This is a genomic window from Leisingera sp. S2M4 (assembly GCF_055398055.1).
Map to the genome: position 1 here is coordinate 1,469,336 of NZ_AP040861.1, position 13,432 is coordinate 1,482,767.

General features: G+C 64.9%; 10 protein-coding genes and 1 tRNA gene. 4 read left to right on the forward strand and 7 right to left on the reverse strand.

All coding sequences use genetic code 11. The annotated features are described in order from the left end of the window. The first annotated feature begins 22 nt into the window (after positions 1 to 22). The 3 genes from petA to ACZ52D_RS07170 are packed head-to-tail and all read left to right on the forward strand — an operon-like array spanning position 23 to position 2,732. On the forward strand, positions 23 to 583 hold the full coding sequence (gene petA, locus ACZ52D_RS07160) for a ubiquinol-cytochrome c reductase iron-sulfur subunit (protein WP_222454525.1): 561 nt from the start codon (positions 23 to 25) through the stop codon (positions 581 to 583). Positions 584 to 595: 12 nt separating this feature from the next. After that, positions 596 to 1,927: a cytochrome b gene (gene petB, locus ACZ52D_RS07165; RefSeq protein WP_222454524.1), complete on the forward strand. Its 1,332-nt coding sequence runs from the start codon at positions 596 to 598 to the stop codon at positions 1,925 to 1,927. 19 nt (positions 1,928 to 1,946) lie between these two features. Next, a complete protein-coding gene (locus tag ACZ52D_RS07170; protein ID WP_222454523.1) occupies positions 1,947 to 2,732 on the forward strand; it encodes a cytochrome c1 in 786 nt (261 codons plus the stop codon). Positions 2,733 to 3,075: 343 nt separating this feature from the next. Here ACZ52D_RS07170 and mtaB read toward each other — a convergent pair whose 3' ends face one another. Next, entirely contained in the window at positions 3,076 to 4,338 is a 1,263-nt protein-coding gene (mtaB, locus tag ACZ52D_RS07175) for a tRNA (N(6)-L-threonylcarbamoyladenosine(37)-C(2))-methylthiotransferase MtaB (RefSeq protein ID WP_464442983.1), read from the reverse strand. Further along, entirely contained in the window at positions 4,335 to 5,177 is an 843-nt protein-coding gene (dapF, locus tag ACZ52D_RS07180) for a diaminopimelate epimerase (protein ID WP_464442984.1), read from the reverse strand. The genes mtaB and dapF overlap by 4 nt, the downstream gene beginning before the upstream one ends. A 187-nt stretch (positions 5,178 to 5,364) precedes the next feature. On the opposite strand from dapF, the gene ACZ52D_RS07185 reads away from it, so the two are divergent. Next, positions 5,365 to 5,440 (forward strand) — tRNA-Lys (locus ACZ52D_RS07185). A gap of 124 nt (positions 5,441 to 5,564) precedes the next feature. Here ACZ52D_RS07185 and cobA read toward each other — a convergent pair. From cobA to ACZ52D_RS07210, 5 genes are read right to left on the reverse strand one after another with little or no spacing between them, the layout of a single operon-like run. Further along, complete coding sequence (gene cobA, locus ACZ52D_RS07190) at positions 5,565 to 6,329, reverse strand: uroporphyrinogen-III C-methyltransferase (protein WP_464442985.1); 765 nt, start codon at positions 6,327 to 6,329, stop codon at positions 5,565 to 5,567. Positions 6,330 to 6,339: 10 nt separating this feature from the next. Further along, the gene (locus tag ACZ52D_RS07195; protein WP_464442986.1) at positions 6,340 to 8,970 is read right to left on the reverse strand and encodes a molybdopterin-dependent oxidoreductase; all 2,631 of its coding nucleotides are present in this window, start codon (positions 8,968 to 8,970) and stop codon (positions 6,340 to 6,342) included. Beyond that, the gene (gene nirD / locus ACZ52D_RS07200; protein WP_369929933.1) at positions 8,970 to 9,302 is read right to left on the reverse strand and encodes a nitrite reductase small subunit NirD; all 333 of its coding nucleotides are present in this window, start codon (positions 9,300 to 9,302) and stop codon (positions 8,970 to 8,972) included. The genes ACZ52D_RS07195 and nirD overlap by 1 nt, the downstream gene beginning before the upstream one ends. Then, positions 9,299 to 11,740, reverse strand: a complete 2,442-nt coding sequence (nirB, locus tag ACZ52D_RS07205; RefSeq protein WP_464442987.1) for a nitrite reductase large subunit NirB — start codon at positions 11,738 to 11,740, stop codon at positions 9,299 to 9,301. The genes nirD and nirB overlap by 4 nt, the downstream gene beginning before the upstream one ends. 4 nt (positions 11,741 to 11,744) lie before the next feature. Further along, complete coding sequence (locus tag ACZ52D_RS07210; RefSeq protein WP_464442988.1) at positions 11,745 to 13,427, reverse strand: ABC transporter ATP-binding protein; 1,683 nt, start codon at positions 13,425 to 13,427, stop codon at positions 11,745 to 11,747. Positions 13,428 to 13,432: the final 5 nt, after the last annotated feature.

Consider the following 13,432-nt stretch of genomic DNA (forward strand, 5'->3'; position numbering starts at 1 on the left):
CGCTGGAATTGGAGAAAACCTCGTGTCCCACGCAGAAGACCACGAAGGAACCCGGAGAGATTTCCTCTACTACGCCACTGCCGGCGCCGGGGCAGTGACCGCGGGTGCCGCCGTATGGCCCCTGGTCAACCAGATGAACCCCTCCGCCGACGTGAAAGCGCTGTCTTCGATCCTGGTCGATGTCAGCGGCGTGGAAGTTGGCACGCAGATCTCGGTCATGTTCCTCGGCAAGCCGGTGTTTATCCGCCGTCGCACCCAGGAAGAGATCGAGGAAGCTCGTGCTGTGGAGCTGTCCGAGCTGATCGACCCCCGGTCGGAGAACCCCAACAAGCCGGGCACTGACGCGGCAGACGCGAACCGCACCCTGGACGAGGCCGGCGAATGGCTGGTGATGATGGGTGTTTGCACCCACCTCGGCTGTGTGCCGCTGGGCGATGGCGCCGGTGAATTCAATGGCTGGTTCTGCCCCTGCCACGGCTCGCACTACGACACCGCAGGCCGTATCCGCAAAGGTCCGGCGCCGGAGAACCTGCACGTGCCTGTCGCCGAGTTCGTCGACGCTAACACCATCAAGCTGGGATAAGGAAACGCGCTCATGTCCGGTATTCCGCACGACCATTACGAGCCGAAGACAGGCGCAGAGAAGTGGCTGCACAGCCGCCTGCCCATCGTCGGCCTGATCTATGACACCATCATGATCCCCACCCCCAAGAACCTGAACTGGTGGTGGATCTGGGGCATCGTCCTGGCTTTCTGCCTGGCGCTGCAAATCGTCACCGGCATCGTCCTGGTGATGCACTACACCCCGCATGTTGACCTGGCCTTCGCCTCCGTTGAGCACATCATGCGCAACGTGAACGGCGGCCATATGCTGCGCTACCTGCACATGAACGGCGCTTCGCTGTTCTTTGTTGCCGTCTACATCCACATCTTCCGCGGCCTGTACTACGGTTCCTACAAGGCGCCCCGCGAGATCACGTGGATCGTCGGCATGCTGATCTACCTCTTGATGATGGGCACCGCCTTCATGGGCTACGTGCTGCCGTGGGGCCAGATGTCCTTCTGGGGTGCGACCGTGATCACCGGCCTGTTCGGCGCGATCCCGTTCATCGGCGAGGCGATCCAGACCTGGCTGCTGGGCGGACCGGCGGTGGACAACGCCACCCTGAACCGCTTCTTCTCGCTGCACTACCTGCTGCCCTTCGTGATCGCGGCACTGGTGATCGTGCACATCTGGGCCTTCCACACCACTGGCAACAACAACCCCACCGGTGTTGACGTCCGCCGTGGCTCCAAGGAAGAAGCCAAGAAAGACACCCTGCCCTTCTGGCCCTACTTCGTGATCAAGGATTTCCTCGGTCTGGCCGTTGTGCTGGTCGTGTTCTGGGCCATCGTCGGCTTCATGCCGAACTACTTGGGCCACCCGGACAACTACATCGAAGCCAACCCGCTGGTGACGCCTGCGCACATCGTGCCCGAATGGTACTTCCTGCCGTTCTACGCGATCCTGCGTGCCTTCACCTCCGAGGTCTGGGTTGTGCAGTTCGCCTCCTTCATCACCGGCGGCATCATCGACGCGAAGTTCTTCGGCGTGATTGCCATGTTCGGCGCGATCCTGGCCATGGCGCTGGCGCCTTGGCTGGACACCTCCAACGTGCGTTCGGGTCGGTATCGCCCGATGTTCAAATGGTGGTTCGCGCTGCTGGTCGTCGACTTCTTCGCCCTGATGTGGCTGGGTGCGATGCCCGCGGAAGAGCCCTATGCCTCGTTCTCGCTGATCGCTTCGGCCTACTGGTTCGGCTACTTCTTCGTGATCCTGCCGCTGCTGGGCGTGATCGAGAAGCCGCTGGCACAGCCTGCCACCATCGAAGAGGATTTCGACGCCAAATACGGCAAGAAGTCTTCCGAAGCCACTCCTGCCGAGTAAGAAGAAGGAACACCTAGCAATGTTCAAGAAACTGGCAACCGGTGCCGCCTTCGCTCTGGCCCTGATCCCTGCTGCGTCCTTCGCAGCAGGCGGGGCAGGCCACATCGAAGACTACGACTTCTCCTTCGAGGGTCCGTTCGGCACCTACGACCGCAACCAGCTGCAGCGTGGCTTGCAGGTCTACACCGAGGTCTGCGCGGCCTGCCACGGTCTGAAACTGGTGCCAATCCGCACCCTGTCGGACGAAGACGGCCCGAACATGCCCGAGGACCAGGTCCGGGCGTATGCGGCGGACAACTTCACCGTTTATGATCCCGAGCTGGACGAGGACCGCCCGGCCAAGCCCGTGGATCACTTCCCGGAGAACAACAACGCTGGCGCGCCGGACCTCAGCATGATGGCAAAGGCGCGTGCGGGCTTCCACGGCCCCTACGGCCTGGGCCTGAACCAGCTGTTCAAAGGTATGGGCGGTGCGGAATACATCGCCTCGCTGCTGGCGGGTTACACCGGCGAAACCAAGCAGGAAGCCGGCACCACCTTCTACGAGAACACCGCCTTCCCGGGCGGCTGGATTTCGATGGCGCCGCCGCTGTCGGATGAGCAGGTGGAATATGCCGACGGACACCCCAACGACGTGGAATCCATGTCCAAGGACGTCGCGGCCTTCCTGATGTGGACCGCCGAGCCCAAGATGATGGCCCGCAAGCAGGCCGGTTTTGTCGGCGTGCTGTTCCTGACGGTTCTGTCGGTGCTGCTGTATCTGACCAACAAGAAGCTCTGGGCGCCCGTGAAGGGCAAAGACTGAACCCAGGTCTGCTGACACCGTGAAATAGAAGTCCCCGCAAGCGATCTTGCGGGGACTTTTTTCGTGTGAAGACTATCGGGCTTGGCGAAGATCACACCACGCGGCACGGCGGCCCCGGCGTTGAAGAATTTTCCGGCAGAGTTTCGCGCTGTTTGAGAAGCCACATCACTTGGACAGAAGCAACTTTGGCGTCGCCACGTGCGACAGGCCACTCGGGATTGCTTCCACCTGGCCTACTTGCCTTCATGCAGGTGGGATCCGGGTACCTGGTCTGGGCCTACTCCGAGCACCCGTGTACCCAGATGAACCTCTCACCGACGCCCTGAAGCAGTCAGAACTGATTTCAAGCCGTCAGCTGGGATCCCGCAAGACCGGTGATGACCGCCGTGACGATGCTGCCCTCTGTCTGCGCCGCAGCAAAGGATACCTCGGTGAATTGCTCGGTCCGGCCCATATGCGGATTCTCCATCAGAATGCGGTGCGTCCGGCCGACCTGTGCCGCCAGATGGCGCGCCACCTGCTGATCCCCTGCCGCACGCAGGCGGGCGGCACGTTCCTTGATGACGTTACCGTTCACCTGCTTCGGGATCTTCGCTGCCGGGGTTCCCTCGCGTTTGGAGTAGGGAAAGACATGCAGCCAGGTCAGGTCGCAATCACTCACCAGCTTGAGAGAATTTTCGAAATGCGCATCGGTTTCGGTCGGGAACCCGGCGATGATGTCGGCGCCAAAGGTCATTTCAGGCCGCAGTTTGCGGGCCTCTTCGCAGAAGCGAATCGCATCGTCGCGCAAATGCCGACGGGCCATGCGCTTCAGAATCATGTCGTCGCCGTGCTGAAGGGACAAATGCAGATGCGGCATCAGGCGCGATTCGGTGGCGATGGCCTGCATCAGGTTGTCATCTGCCTCGATCGAATCAATCGAAGAGATTCGCAAGCGGGGCAAATCAGGCACCAGCTTGAGGATTCGCATCACCAGATCCCCAAGGCGCGGCTGTGCGGGCAGATCGGCACCCCATGAGGTCAGATCAACGCCGGTCAGCACCACCTCATTGTAGCCCTTGTCCACCAGCCGCTTGATCTGGTCGATGACCACACCCGCAGGCACCGAGCGAGAGTTGCCGCGGCCATAAGGGATGATGCAGAAGGTGCAGCGGTGGTCACAGCCGTTCTGCACCTGCACATAGGCGCGGCTGCGGGTGCCGAAGCCGTCGATCAGGTGGCCAGCCGTCTCGGTCACCGACATGATGTCGTCGACCTGTACCTTTTCGGTGGTGCCGATGAAATCCGGCCCCTTCGCGATTTGCTGCCAGGTTTCCGGCTGCATCTTTTCTGTATTGCCGATGACGCGGGTGACCTCTTCCATCGCGGCAAAGGTCTCTGGCTCGGTCTGGGCGGCGCAGCCGGTGACAATGATCGGTGCTTCCGGATTCTCCCGGCGCAGCTTGCGGATTTCCTGCCGGGCCTTGCGCACGGCCTCTGCCGTCACGGCGCAGGTGTTCACCACCACGGCGTTCTCCAACCCCGCCTGCTGGCTCAGCTCCTTCATCGCCTCGGTTTCATAGGCGTTCAGGCGGCAGCCCAGAGTGGTGAACTTGGGCGCGCTCATTCGAGGCTCTCCAGGAATTGGCGGGTGAAGGTGCCGTTGAACACATGCATTGTCTCACCCGTCATCCAGACACCATCCTCGGCCCAATCGATCCACAGGGTGCCACCATCAAGGTCGATCTGCACCTTGCGGCCCGTCAGCCCGCGCCGGGCGGCAGCAACAGCGGTGGCACAGGAGGATGACCCAGAGGCCAGCGTCACGCCCACACCGCGCTCCCAGACCCGCATGCGGATGCGGTCCGGGCCGGTCACCTGCGCGACCTGAACATTGGTCCGCTGCGGATACAGCGGGTGGTGTTCATAGCGCGGGCCGAATTCCTCCAGCGGGATCACCTCGGCGTCCTCGACAAAAAAGGTGCAATGCGGGTTGCCCATGCCGGTGGCGGTCGGCCCGCCCTCGATCGGGAGTTCCAGCGTGTCCGTGTCCTCGGACAGGGGAATGTCCCGCCAATCCAGCTGCGGCGCCCCCATGTTGACAGAGGTCAGCCCGTTGCCCGCGTCGCGCGCATACAGATCGCCGCGATCGGTGGTCAGGTGCAGCTCCTGCTTGCCACTTTCCACGATCAGGTGGCGGGCGATACAGCGCGTGGCATTGCCGCAGGCCGCCGAGGTGGAGCCATCGGCATTGTAGAACGTCAGATGCGCATCCCCCGCCCCGTCAGAGATGACCGTCAGCTGGTCAAAGCCGACTCCGAATTGGCGGTGCGCGATTCCCTGTGCCATCGCCGGGGTCACGGCAAAATCTTGTGCACGCGCATCGACCACGACGAAGTCGTTGCCTAGCCCATGCATCTTCATGAAGGGAATTGCGGTATCTGCGGTGATGCTCATGGCGGGCATATAGACCCCGCGCAGCAATGAATCCAGCCTTGGGTGAGAAAAGTTGAAAAAAGGGGTTGACCCCCCGCCAAACTCCCCCTAGATACGCCGCCTATCGGGACAGCAAGTCACACGGTGACAAACGGTTCCGAAGCGAAATAAGTGCTTGAACCTTCTGGGAAAAACACTTAGACAGCGACGAAGAAGTGGGCCGTTAGCTCAGTTGGTAGAGCAACTGACTTTTAATCAGTGGGTCGCAGGTTCGAATCCTGCACGGCTCACCACTTCCTCCCCAAAGACACTGATAGACGACGCCGAAGAGCGCACACCGCGATACGCGGCGGCGCGATGGGCAGCATGCCTGTTGGCGGGCTTCGGGTTACGTTTCTGATGCGGTGACTGCGACGGTCAGGGCACCGCCGCCAGCCGCTGCGTCTGCGCCTTGGGATAGGTGACAATGATCGTCGCAACCCCCATGACCCCGTGCTGCGCCAGCGTTTGTGGCAGCGCCGCCAGATCGCAGAACAATGTGCGCGCGCCAGGCTTTGATACATCCACCGCAACCGTCACCGGCGCGGTAGGCGGCATCCCCTGCCCCAACAGCCCATCTCGCAGTCGGTCGGCCTGCCGCACGGCCATGTAGAACACCATGGTGGTGCCCGGCTTGGCATGGCGGGTGCAGTCGGGCAGCGGATCGCCGGCCCGGCAGCGCGCCGTGGTCAGCACCAGCGTGTCCGAGACCCCGCGTTCCGTCAGCGAAATACCGTTCGCTGCAGCCGCGGCGCAGGCGGCGGTGACGCCCGGCACCACCTCGGCCTCGATTCCGGCCGCGTGGGCGGCGGCCAGCTCCTCAGCCACGCGGCCGAAAATGCCCGGATCTCCGGATTTCAGCCGCACCACGCGGCGGCCCTTCAGCGCCTCCGCCACGATCACCGCGTTGATCTTGTCCTGCGGCCAGGAGTGCGCACCGACGTGCTTGCCGACAAACACGCGACGGGCAGAGGGCGGTGCCAGCGCCAGCACCTCATCATCCACCAGCCGGTCGTAAAACACCGTGTCGGCCTGCTGCAGCCGCTGCATGGCGCGCAGGGTCAGAAGATCGCGCGCGCCGGGGCCGGCCCCGACCAGTGACAGCAGTCCCGCAGCAGCGGGATTCGCGGGGGTGTTGGTCATCTCGGCGCTCCTATTCTGCCGCCTGCCGGAACCGGGTCCGGGCCAAAAGATCTGCAATATCCGGGCGGCAGGAGCCGCAGTTGCTGCCCGCCTGCAGCGCGGCGCCGACCTCGGCAACGCTCAGCAGGCCATCGCTTTCGATCGCTTGCAGGATGGTATTGGCGCCGACGTTGAAGCAGGCGCAGACCGTCGGGCCGGGGTCGGGCCGGTCCGCGGTCGGCAGGCCGCTGAGCACGCCATCGGCGCAGCTGCCCGGCAGATCCGCCAGGTAGCTGCGGCTGACTGCCACCGGCTCCGGCGCGGTGAACAGCGCGGCCATCAGGCGACCGTCCTCGATCAGCGCCAGCCGGGCAATGCCGCGGCGGCTGTCTGTCATCATCTGCACCTCGGCGCCGGGCAAATCAAACAGCGCCCGCGCCGCGGCCTCCGGGTTGGCCAGCGGGTCCTGCCCCGCCAGCTCGGCTCGGTAGCCCGCCCGGGTGCGCGACACCGCCCAATACTCCGCCTGCGGCGCCATGGGGCGGCAGGAGACCGCAAAGCCGTACCAGGCGGGCTGCCAGCGCTCTGCCGCGACAACGGCCGCCTTGCTTTCGGGCTGGCCCGAGACCGGATCGGTCGCGGCGGCAACCAGCTGGTCGATCCGGGCCGAGGGCGCGGTTTCGCCGGTCCAGTGGATCGGCACGAACAGATCCCCCGGCTGTACGTCCGCGGTGATACGAGCGCGCAGGATGGCCTGCCCTTGCGGGCTGCGCAGGCGCAGCAGATCGGCAGGCTGCACCCCCAGCCGCGCGGCGTCCTGCGGGTGGATGTCGGCGAACGGCTCCGCCAGATGCCCCGACAGGCGCGGCGCAAGGGCGGTGCGGGTCATCGTGTGCCACTGGTCGCGGATGCGCCCGGTATTGAGCCGGAAGGGATACTTCCGGCCCGGCGCCGCTGCAGGCGCGCGGTGACGGACCGGCAGCATGCGCGCCTTGCCATCGGCATGATAGAAACCGCCGCTGCCAAAGAACCGCCCGCCATGGCGCTGCCCCGTGACCGGCCAGCGCTGCGGCTCCAGCGCGCCGTACTCATCGTCGGACAGCTGCGAAAGGCCGGAGATGTCGAAATCAAGGCCAAAGCCGCCGGCAATCCCCGACAGCGCGGCATGTTCGCGAAAGATCTGCGCCGGGGTCTGATAGTCAAAGGCCTCATCCCAACCCATGCGGCGGCCGACCTCGGCCAGGATCTGCCAATCAGCGCGGGCCTGGCCCGGCACGGGCAGCGCCGCGCGTTGGCGACTGATGGTGCGGTCCGAGTTGGTGACGGTGCCGTCTTTTTCGCCCCAGGCGGCGGCAGGCAGCAGCACATCGGCCAGCCGGGCCGTGTCGGTTGCGGCGGTGATGTCGCTGACCACGGTGAATTCGCAGGCGCGGATCGCCTCCGCCACGGCTCCGGCCTCGGGCATGGTGACAGCGGGGTTGGTGTGGATGATCCACAGCGCCTTCAGCCGCCCGTCGCCCGCGGCCCGGAACAGGTCGACCGCCTTCAGCCCCGCCTGCTGCGGCATCGCGGGCGCCTGCCAGAAGCCCTGCACCGCATCACGGTGGCGGCTGTCCTCCAGCGCCATGTGGCAGGCCAGCATAGTGGCCAGGCCGCCCACCTCACGCCCGCCCATGGCGTTGGGCTGGCCGGTCACCGAAAACGGCCCGCAGCCGGGCTTGCCGATGCGCCCCGTGGCGAGGTGGCAATTCAGGATCGCGTTCACCTTGTCCGCACCGGAGGTGGACTGGTTCACCCCCTGGCTGAACACGGTCACCACCTTTTCGGTGCGCCGCCACAGCGCGCAGAAGGCCTCCAGCTCTTCCGCCATCAGGCCAGTAACCGAGGCGTCCTCCGCATGGGCTGCCGCCAGCGTCTCCTCCAGCCCGCTGACGTGGCGCAGGTAGTCCGCGTCCAGCGCACCATCCGCGTCCAGCCGCGCCAGCAGATGGTTGAACAGCGCCACGTCGCTGCCCGCGCGCAAGCGCAGGTGCATATCCGCCTGATCGCAGCTGGCGGTGCGGCGCGGGTCGATCACCACCAGCTTGGTGCCGCGCGCCGCGCGGGCGGCCAGCACGCGCTGGTGCAGCACCGGATGGCACCAGGCCAGGTTCGAGCCCACCAGCACGATCAGATCCGCCTCCTCCAGATCCTCGTAGGTGCCGGGCACGGTATCGGTGCCAAAGGCGCGCCGGTGACCCGCCACGGTCGAAGCCATGCAAAGGCGCGAGTTGGTGTCGATATTGGCCGAGCCGATGAAACCCTTCATCAGCTTGTTGGCGACATAGTAATCCTCTGTCAGCAGCTGCCCGGAGACGTAAAAGCCGACACTGTCCGGGCCATGATCGCGCACCGCGTCGCGGAACTTGCCCGCCACCAGATCCAGCGCGCTGTCCCAATCGGTTTCGCGGCCCCCAACCCGCGGCGACAGCAGTCGCCCCTCCAGCCCCAGGGTTTCCCCCAGCGCCAGCCCCTTGGAGCACAGCCGCCCGCGGTTGGCAGGATGATCCGGATCGCCGCGCACCTCCAGCCCTGCCGCGCCGCTGCGGCGCAGAAGCACGCCGCAGCCGGTGCCGCAGTATGGGCAGGCAGAGCGGATCTCGTCTGGCCCGGCGCCGCGCATCAGGCAGCTCTCCGCTTGCCGAGAACGGCCTCGGCAATCAGAACGCGGCCGCCTTCGACCTGAACGGGGTAAGTCTCGATCCGGCCCTCGTCCGCGCCCTGCGCCTCGCCAGTATTGAGGTCAAAGACCCAGTTGTGCAGCGGGCAGGTCACGCTCTGGCCGTGCACGATGCCCTCCGACAGCGGGCCGCCTTTGTGCGGGCAGCTGTCAGCGGCCGCAAAGACCTCGGCCTCACCGGTACGGAACAGGCCGATGCAGCCCAGCGGGGTCTTCACCACCCGCGCGCCGCGCAGGGGGATGTCGTCGATGTGGCAGATGTCGATCCAGTTCATTCCGCAGCCTCCAGTGTCAGATTGGCAACCGGCGCGTATTGCGCCCGCGTGGTGGTGTCCTGCGCGTGTTCGGCCCAGGGATCCTTGCGGTAGATCGACTGCGACAGCTGGAACCGCTCGGCCAGCGCCTTGCGGTTTTCCACGTCGTCAACGATCTGCGCCCTGACCCAGTCCAGACCGACGCGATCCAGCCATTTGTAGATCCGGTCGAGATAGCGGGCATTCTCGCGGTAGATCTGGGTCATGGCCGAGATCACCTCGATCGCTTCCTCCTCCGTGGCGACCTTGCACAGCAGCTCGGTGCCCCTGATCTCCATGCCCGCGGCGCCGCCGACGTGGATCTCATAGCCGCTGTCGACGCAGACCACGCCGATGTCCTTGCAGGTCGCTTCGGCGCAGTTGCGCGGACAGCCGGACACGGCGAGCTTCAGCTTGTGCGGCGTCCAGGAGCCCCAAAGGTGCTTTTCCAGCTTGATGCCCAGCCCGGTCGAGTCCTGGGTGCCGAACCGGCAATGGTCAGTACCGACGCAGGTCTTCACGGTGCGCAGACCCTTGGAATAGGCATGGCCCGAGACCAGCCCGGCCCGGTTCAGATCGCCCCAGATGCTGGGCAGATCCTCGCCCTTTACACCCAAGAGGTCGATACGCTGGCCGCCGGTCACCTTGACAGTGGGGACGTCGTATTTGTCCGCGGCATCGGCGATGGCGCGCAGCTCATCCGGGGTGGTGATGCCGCCCCACATGCGGGGCACCACCGAAAAGGTCCCGTCCTTCTGGATGTTGGCGTGCTTGCGCTCGTTCACGAAACGGCTTTGCGGGTCGTCGCGATATTCCAGCGGCCAATCCGCCAAAAGGTAATAGTTCACCGCTGGGCGGCAGACATGGCAGCCGTTCAGGGTGATCCAGCCAAGCTCTTGCCAGACCGCCGCCTGGCTTTTCAGCTCCTTGGACTTAATCAGCCGGCGCAGGTCGTCGTGGCTGTGGCTAGTGCAGCCGCACATGGGCTGCGCCTGCGGCATCTGGAAGTCATCGCCCAGCGTCACCTGCAGCAGCTGTTCCACCAGCCCGGTGCAGGTGCCGCAGGAGGCGCTGGCCTTGGTTGTGGCGCGGATGGCGCCGAGGTCTGTTGCGCCGCCTTCGATGGCGCTGGTGATCTGTCCCTTGCAGACGCCGTTGCAGCCGCAGATCTCCGCATCAAGCGGCAAGGCTGCAACGGCTGACAGAGGGTCCGCGGAGGCGCCCCCCTGAAACGCCGGGCCAAAGATCAGCGTCTCGCGCATCTCGTCGATATCGGTGCCGTCCTTGATCAGGCCAAAGAACCAGCTGCCGTCAGCGGTGTCGCCATACATCACCGCGCCGACCAGCCGGTCGCCCTCGATCACCAGCCGTTTGTAGATGCCGCGGGCGGGATCACGGAAGACGATGTCCTCGCGTCCTTCGCCCTCGGCGAAATCCCCGGCACTGAACAGATCGCAGCCTGTGACCTTGAGCTTGGTCGCCAGCTCCTTGACCACGAAGGCGTTGGGCTGATCCAGCAGGCTGTCCGCGAGAACCTTGGCCTGATCATAAAGCGGTGCGACGAGGCCAAACAGATGGCCATCGAACTCCACGCATTCGCCCAGCGCATAGACATCCGGGTCGCTGGTCTGCATCTGCGCGTTCACCTCGATGCCGCGCGCGACGTCCAAGTGGGCGTCATTGGCGAGCCGGGTTTCCGGGCGGATGCCCACGGCCATCACCACCAGGTCTGCCCCCAGCGTCTCGCCGCTTTCCAGCAGCACCGCCTCGGCGCGGTCCTCGCCCAGGATCGCCTTGGTCGAGGCCTGGGTTTTCACGGTGATGCCGCGTGCCTCCAGATCCTTGCGCAAGAGATACCCCGCGGCTTCGTCCAACTGGCGTTCCATCAGGTGGCCCATCAGGTGCAGCACAGTTACATCCATGCCGCGTTCCTTCAGGCCCGCAGCCGCTTCCAGCCCCAGCAGGCCGCCCCCGATCACCACTGCCTTGCCCCCTTTGGCGGCGGCCTCGATCATCGCGTTGGTGTCGTCGAGGTCGCGGTAAGAAATCACCCCCGGCAGGTCGTGGCCCGGCACCGGAATGATGAAAGGGGCAGAGCCGGTGGCGATCACCAGCTTGTCATACGAGACGGTGCCGTTTTCGCCGGTGACTGTTCTGGCATCGCGGTCGATAGCGGTGACATGCTCGCCAAAACGGCAGGTGATGCCATGCTCCGCGTACCACGCGTCGGAATGGGTGACGATTTCCTCATAGGTTTTGTCACCCGACAGCACCGGGCTCAGCATGATGCGGTTGTAGTTGCCGCGCGGCTCGGCGTTGAACAGGGTGATATCGTAGGCGTCCGGGGCTGTGTCGAGCAGATGCTCGATCACCCGGCCAGAGGCCATGCCAGCCCCGATGATGACGAGTTTCTGAGTCATGGTCTTACTCCGCTGCTATCTTCTCTGCGGCTGGTTTGGGGGCCGGTTTGGCCCCGTGCTCGTATTCCTCCAGGAAATCGAGCACCTCCTGCCGGTAGGTGTAGTAATCCGGGTGCTCCAGCAGCGCCTTGCGGGTGCGCGGGCGCGGCAGGTCGACCTCGGTGATCTTTCCGATGGTGGCCTGCGGGCCGTTGGTCATCATCACCACCCGGTCGGCCAGCAGGATCGCCTCATCGACATCGTGGGTGACGCAGATCGCGGTCACCTTGGTGCGGCTCCAGACCTCCATCAGCACCTCCTGCAGCTCCCAGCGCGTCAGGCTGTCGAGCATGCCAAAGGGTTCATCCAGCAAGAGCAGCTTGGGCGACAGGGCAAAGGCGCGGGCGATGCCAACCCGCTGCTGCATACCGTTCGACATCGCATGCGCGGGCTTGTCCATCGCATCGCCGAGGCCGACGCGCTCCAGGTAGTATTCCACCACGTCCTGCCGCTCCGCCTGGCTGGCCTTGGGGTAGACCTTGTCGACACCAATGGCGCAGTTTTCCCGCGCCGACAGCCAGGGGAACAGGTTGGGCGACTGAAACACGACGGCGCGTTCCGGGTCGGCGCCCTCCACGTGGCGGCGGTCCAGCTTGATCGCGCCCTTGGAGATCGGGTTCAGCCCCGCGGCCATCGTCAGCACGGTGGATTTGCCGCAGCCGGAATGGCCGATCAGCGAGATGAACTCGCCCTTGTTGATCTTGAGGTTGAAATCTTCGACCACGGTCAGCGGCCCCTTGGGGGTCGGGTAGATCTTGTGCAGCTGCGAGAAGTCGAGGAAGCGCTCCTCGGTCATGGTTTTCGACGCCTCAGCCACCGCCGCGGGCAGCCCATGGATCGGGGTCACGTCCGGCAGGCTGCGGGAGCCTTCGATGCGGGCCGCGATGCCTGCGTCCATCAGGTAGGAGGTCACGTCGGCGCGCAGACGTTTGAAGCTGTCATTTGTGTTCATGGCAGAGCGGTCGCGCGGGCGGGGGATGGAGACCTTAAACTCCTCGCCCAGGGTGCCGTCCGGATTCAGCGCGATGATGCGGTCGGCCAGCAGGATTGCCTCGTCCACGTCATTGGTGATCAGCACGCAGGTCTTCTTGTCCGCCTGCCAGATCGCCTCGATCTCATCGGCGAGGTTGGCGCGGGTCAGCGCATCCAGTGCCGACAGAGGCTCATCCAGCAACAGCACCTCCGGGTCCATCGCCAGGGCGCGCGCCACGTTGACCCGCTGGCGCATGCCGCCAGACAGCTCCGCCGGGCGCCGGTGCGCAGCGTGGCTGAGACCGACCATGCCGACATAGTGATCCACCTTGGCCTGTTTCTCGGCACGGGCCATGCCGGGAAAGATCGTGTCCACCGCCAGCGAGACATTGCCGTTCACCGTCAGCCAGGGCATCAGCGAGTAGCGCTGGAAGATCACGCCACGCTCCGGGCCGGGACCGGTGATCGCCTTGCCGCGGTAGGTGGCCGAGCCGCTGGTGGGCCGGTCCAGCCCGGCCATTAGGTTGATCAGCGTGGTCTTGCCGGTGCCGGAAAAGCCCAGGAGCACAAGGAACTCGCCCTCCTGAACCTGCAGGTTGATGTTTTTCAGAACATCGGTGCGGGCGGTGCCTTCACCAAAGCTCTTGGAGACGTTTTTGAACTCGAGAACACTCATGGCGG

Excerpts from the sequence above, each read along its gene's own strand:
- mtaB (WP_464442983.1), bottom strand. The coding sequence starts at position 4,338 with ATGAGCGCGCCCAAGTTCACCACTCTGGGCTGCCGCCTGAACGCCTAT.
- dapF (WP_464442984.1), bottom strand. The coding sequence starts at position 5,177 with ATGCCCGCCATGAGCATCACCGCAGATACCGCAATTCCCTTCATGAAG.
- petB (WP_222454524.1), top strand. The coding sequence starts at position 596 with ATGTCCGGTATTCCGCACGACCATTACGAGCCGAAGACAGGCGCAGAG.
- ACZ52D_RS07170 (WP_222454523.1), top strand. The coding sequence starts at position 1,947 with ATGTTCAAGAAACTGGCAACCGGTGCCGCCTTCGCTCTGGCCCTGATC.
- ACZ52D_RS07210 (WP_464442988.1), bottom strand. The coding sequence starts at position 13,427 with ATGAGTGTTCTCGAGTTCAAAAACGTCTCCAAGAGCTTTGGTGAAGGC.
- nirD (WP_369929933.1), bottom strand. The coding sequence starts at position 9,302 with ATGAACTGGATCGACATCTGCCACATCGACGACATCCCCCTGCGCGGC.
- ACZ52D_RS07195 (WP_464442986.1), bottom strand. The coding sequence starts at position 8,970 with ATGCGCGGCGCCGGGCCAGACGAGATCCGCTCTGCCTGCCCATACTGC.
- cobA (WP_464442985.1), bottom strand. The coding sequence starts at position 6,329 with ATGACCAACACCCCCGCGAATCCCGCTGCTGCGGGACTGCTGTCACTG.
- nirB (WP_464442987.1), bottom strand. The coding sequence starts at position 11,740 with ATGACTCAGAAACTCGTCATCATCGGGGCTGGCATGGCCTCTGGCCGG.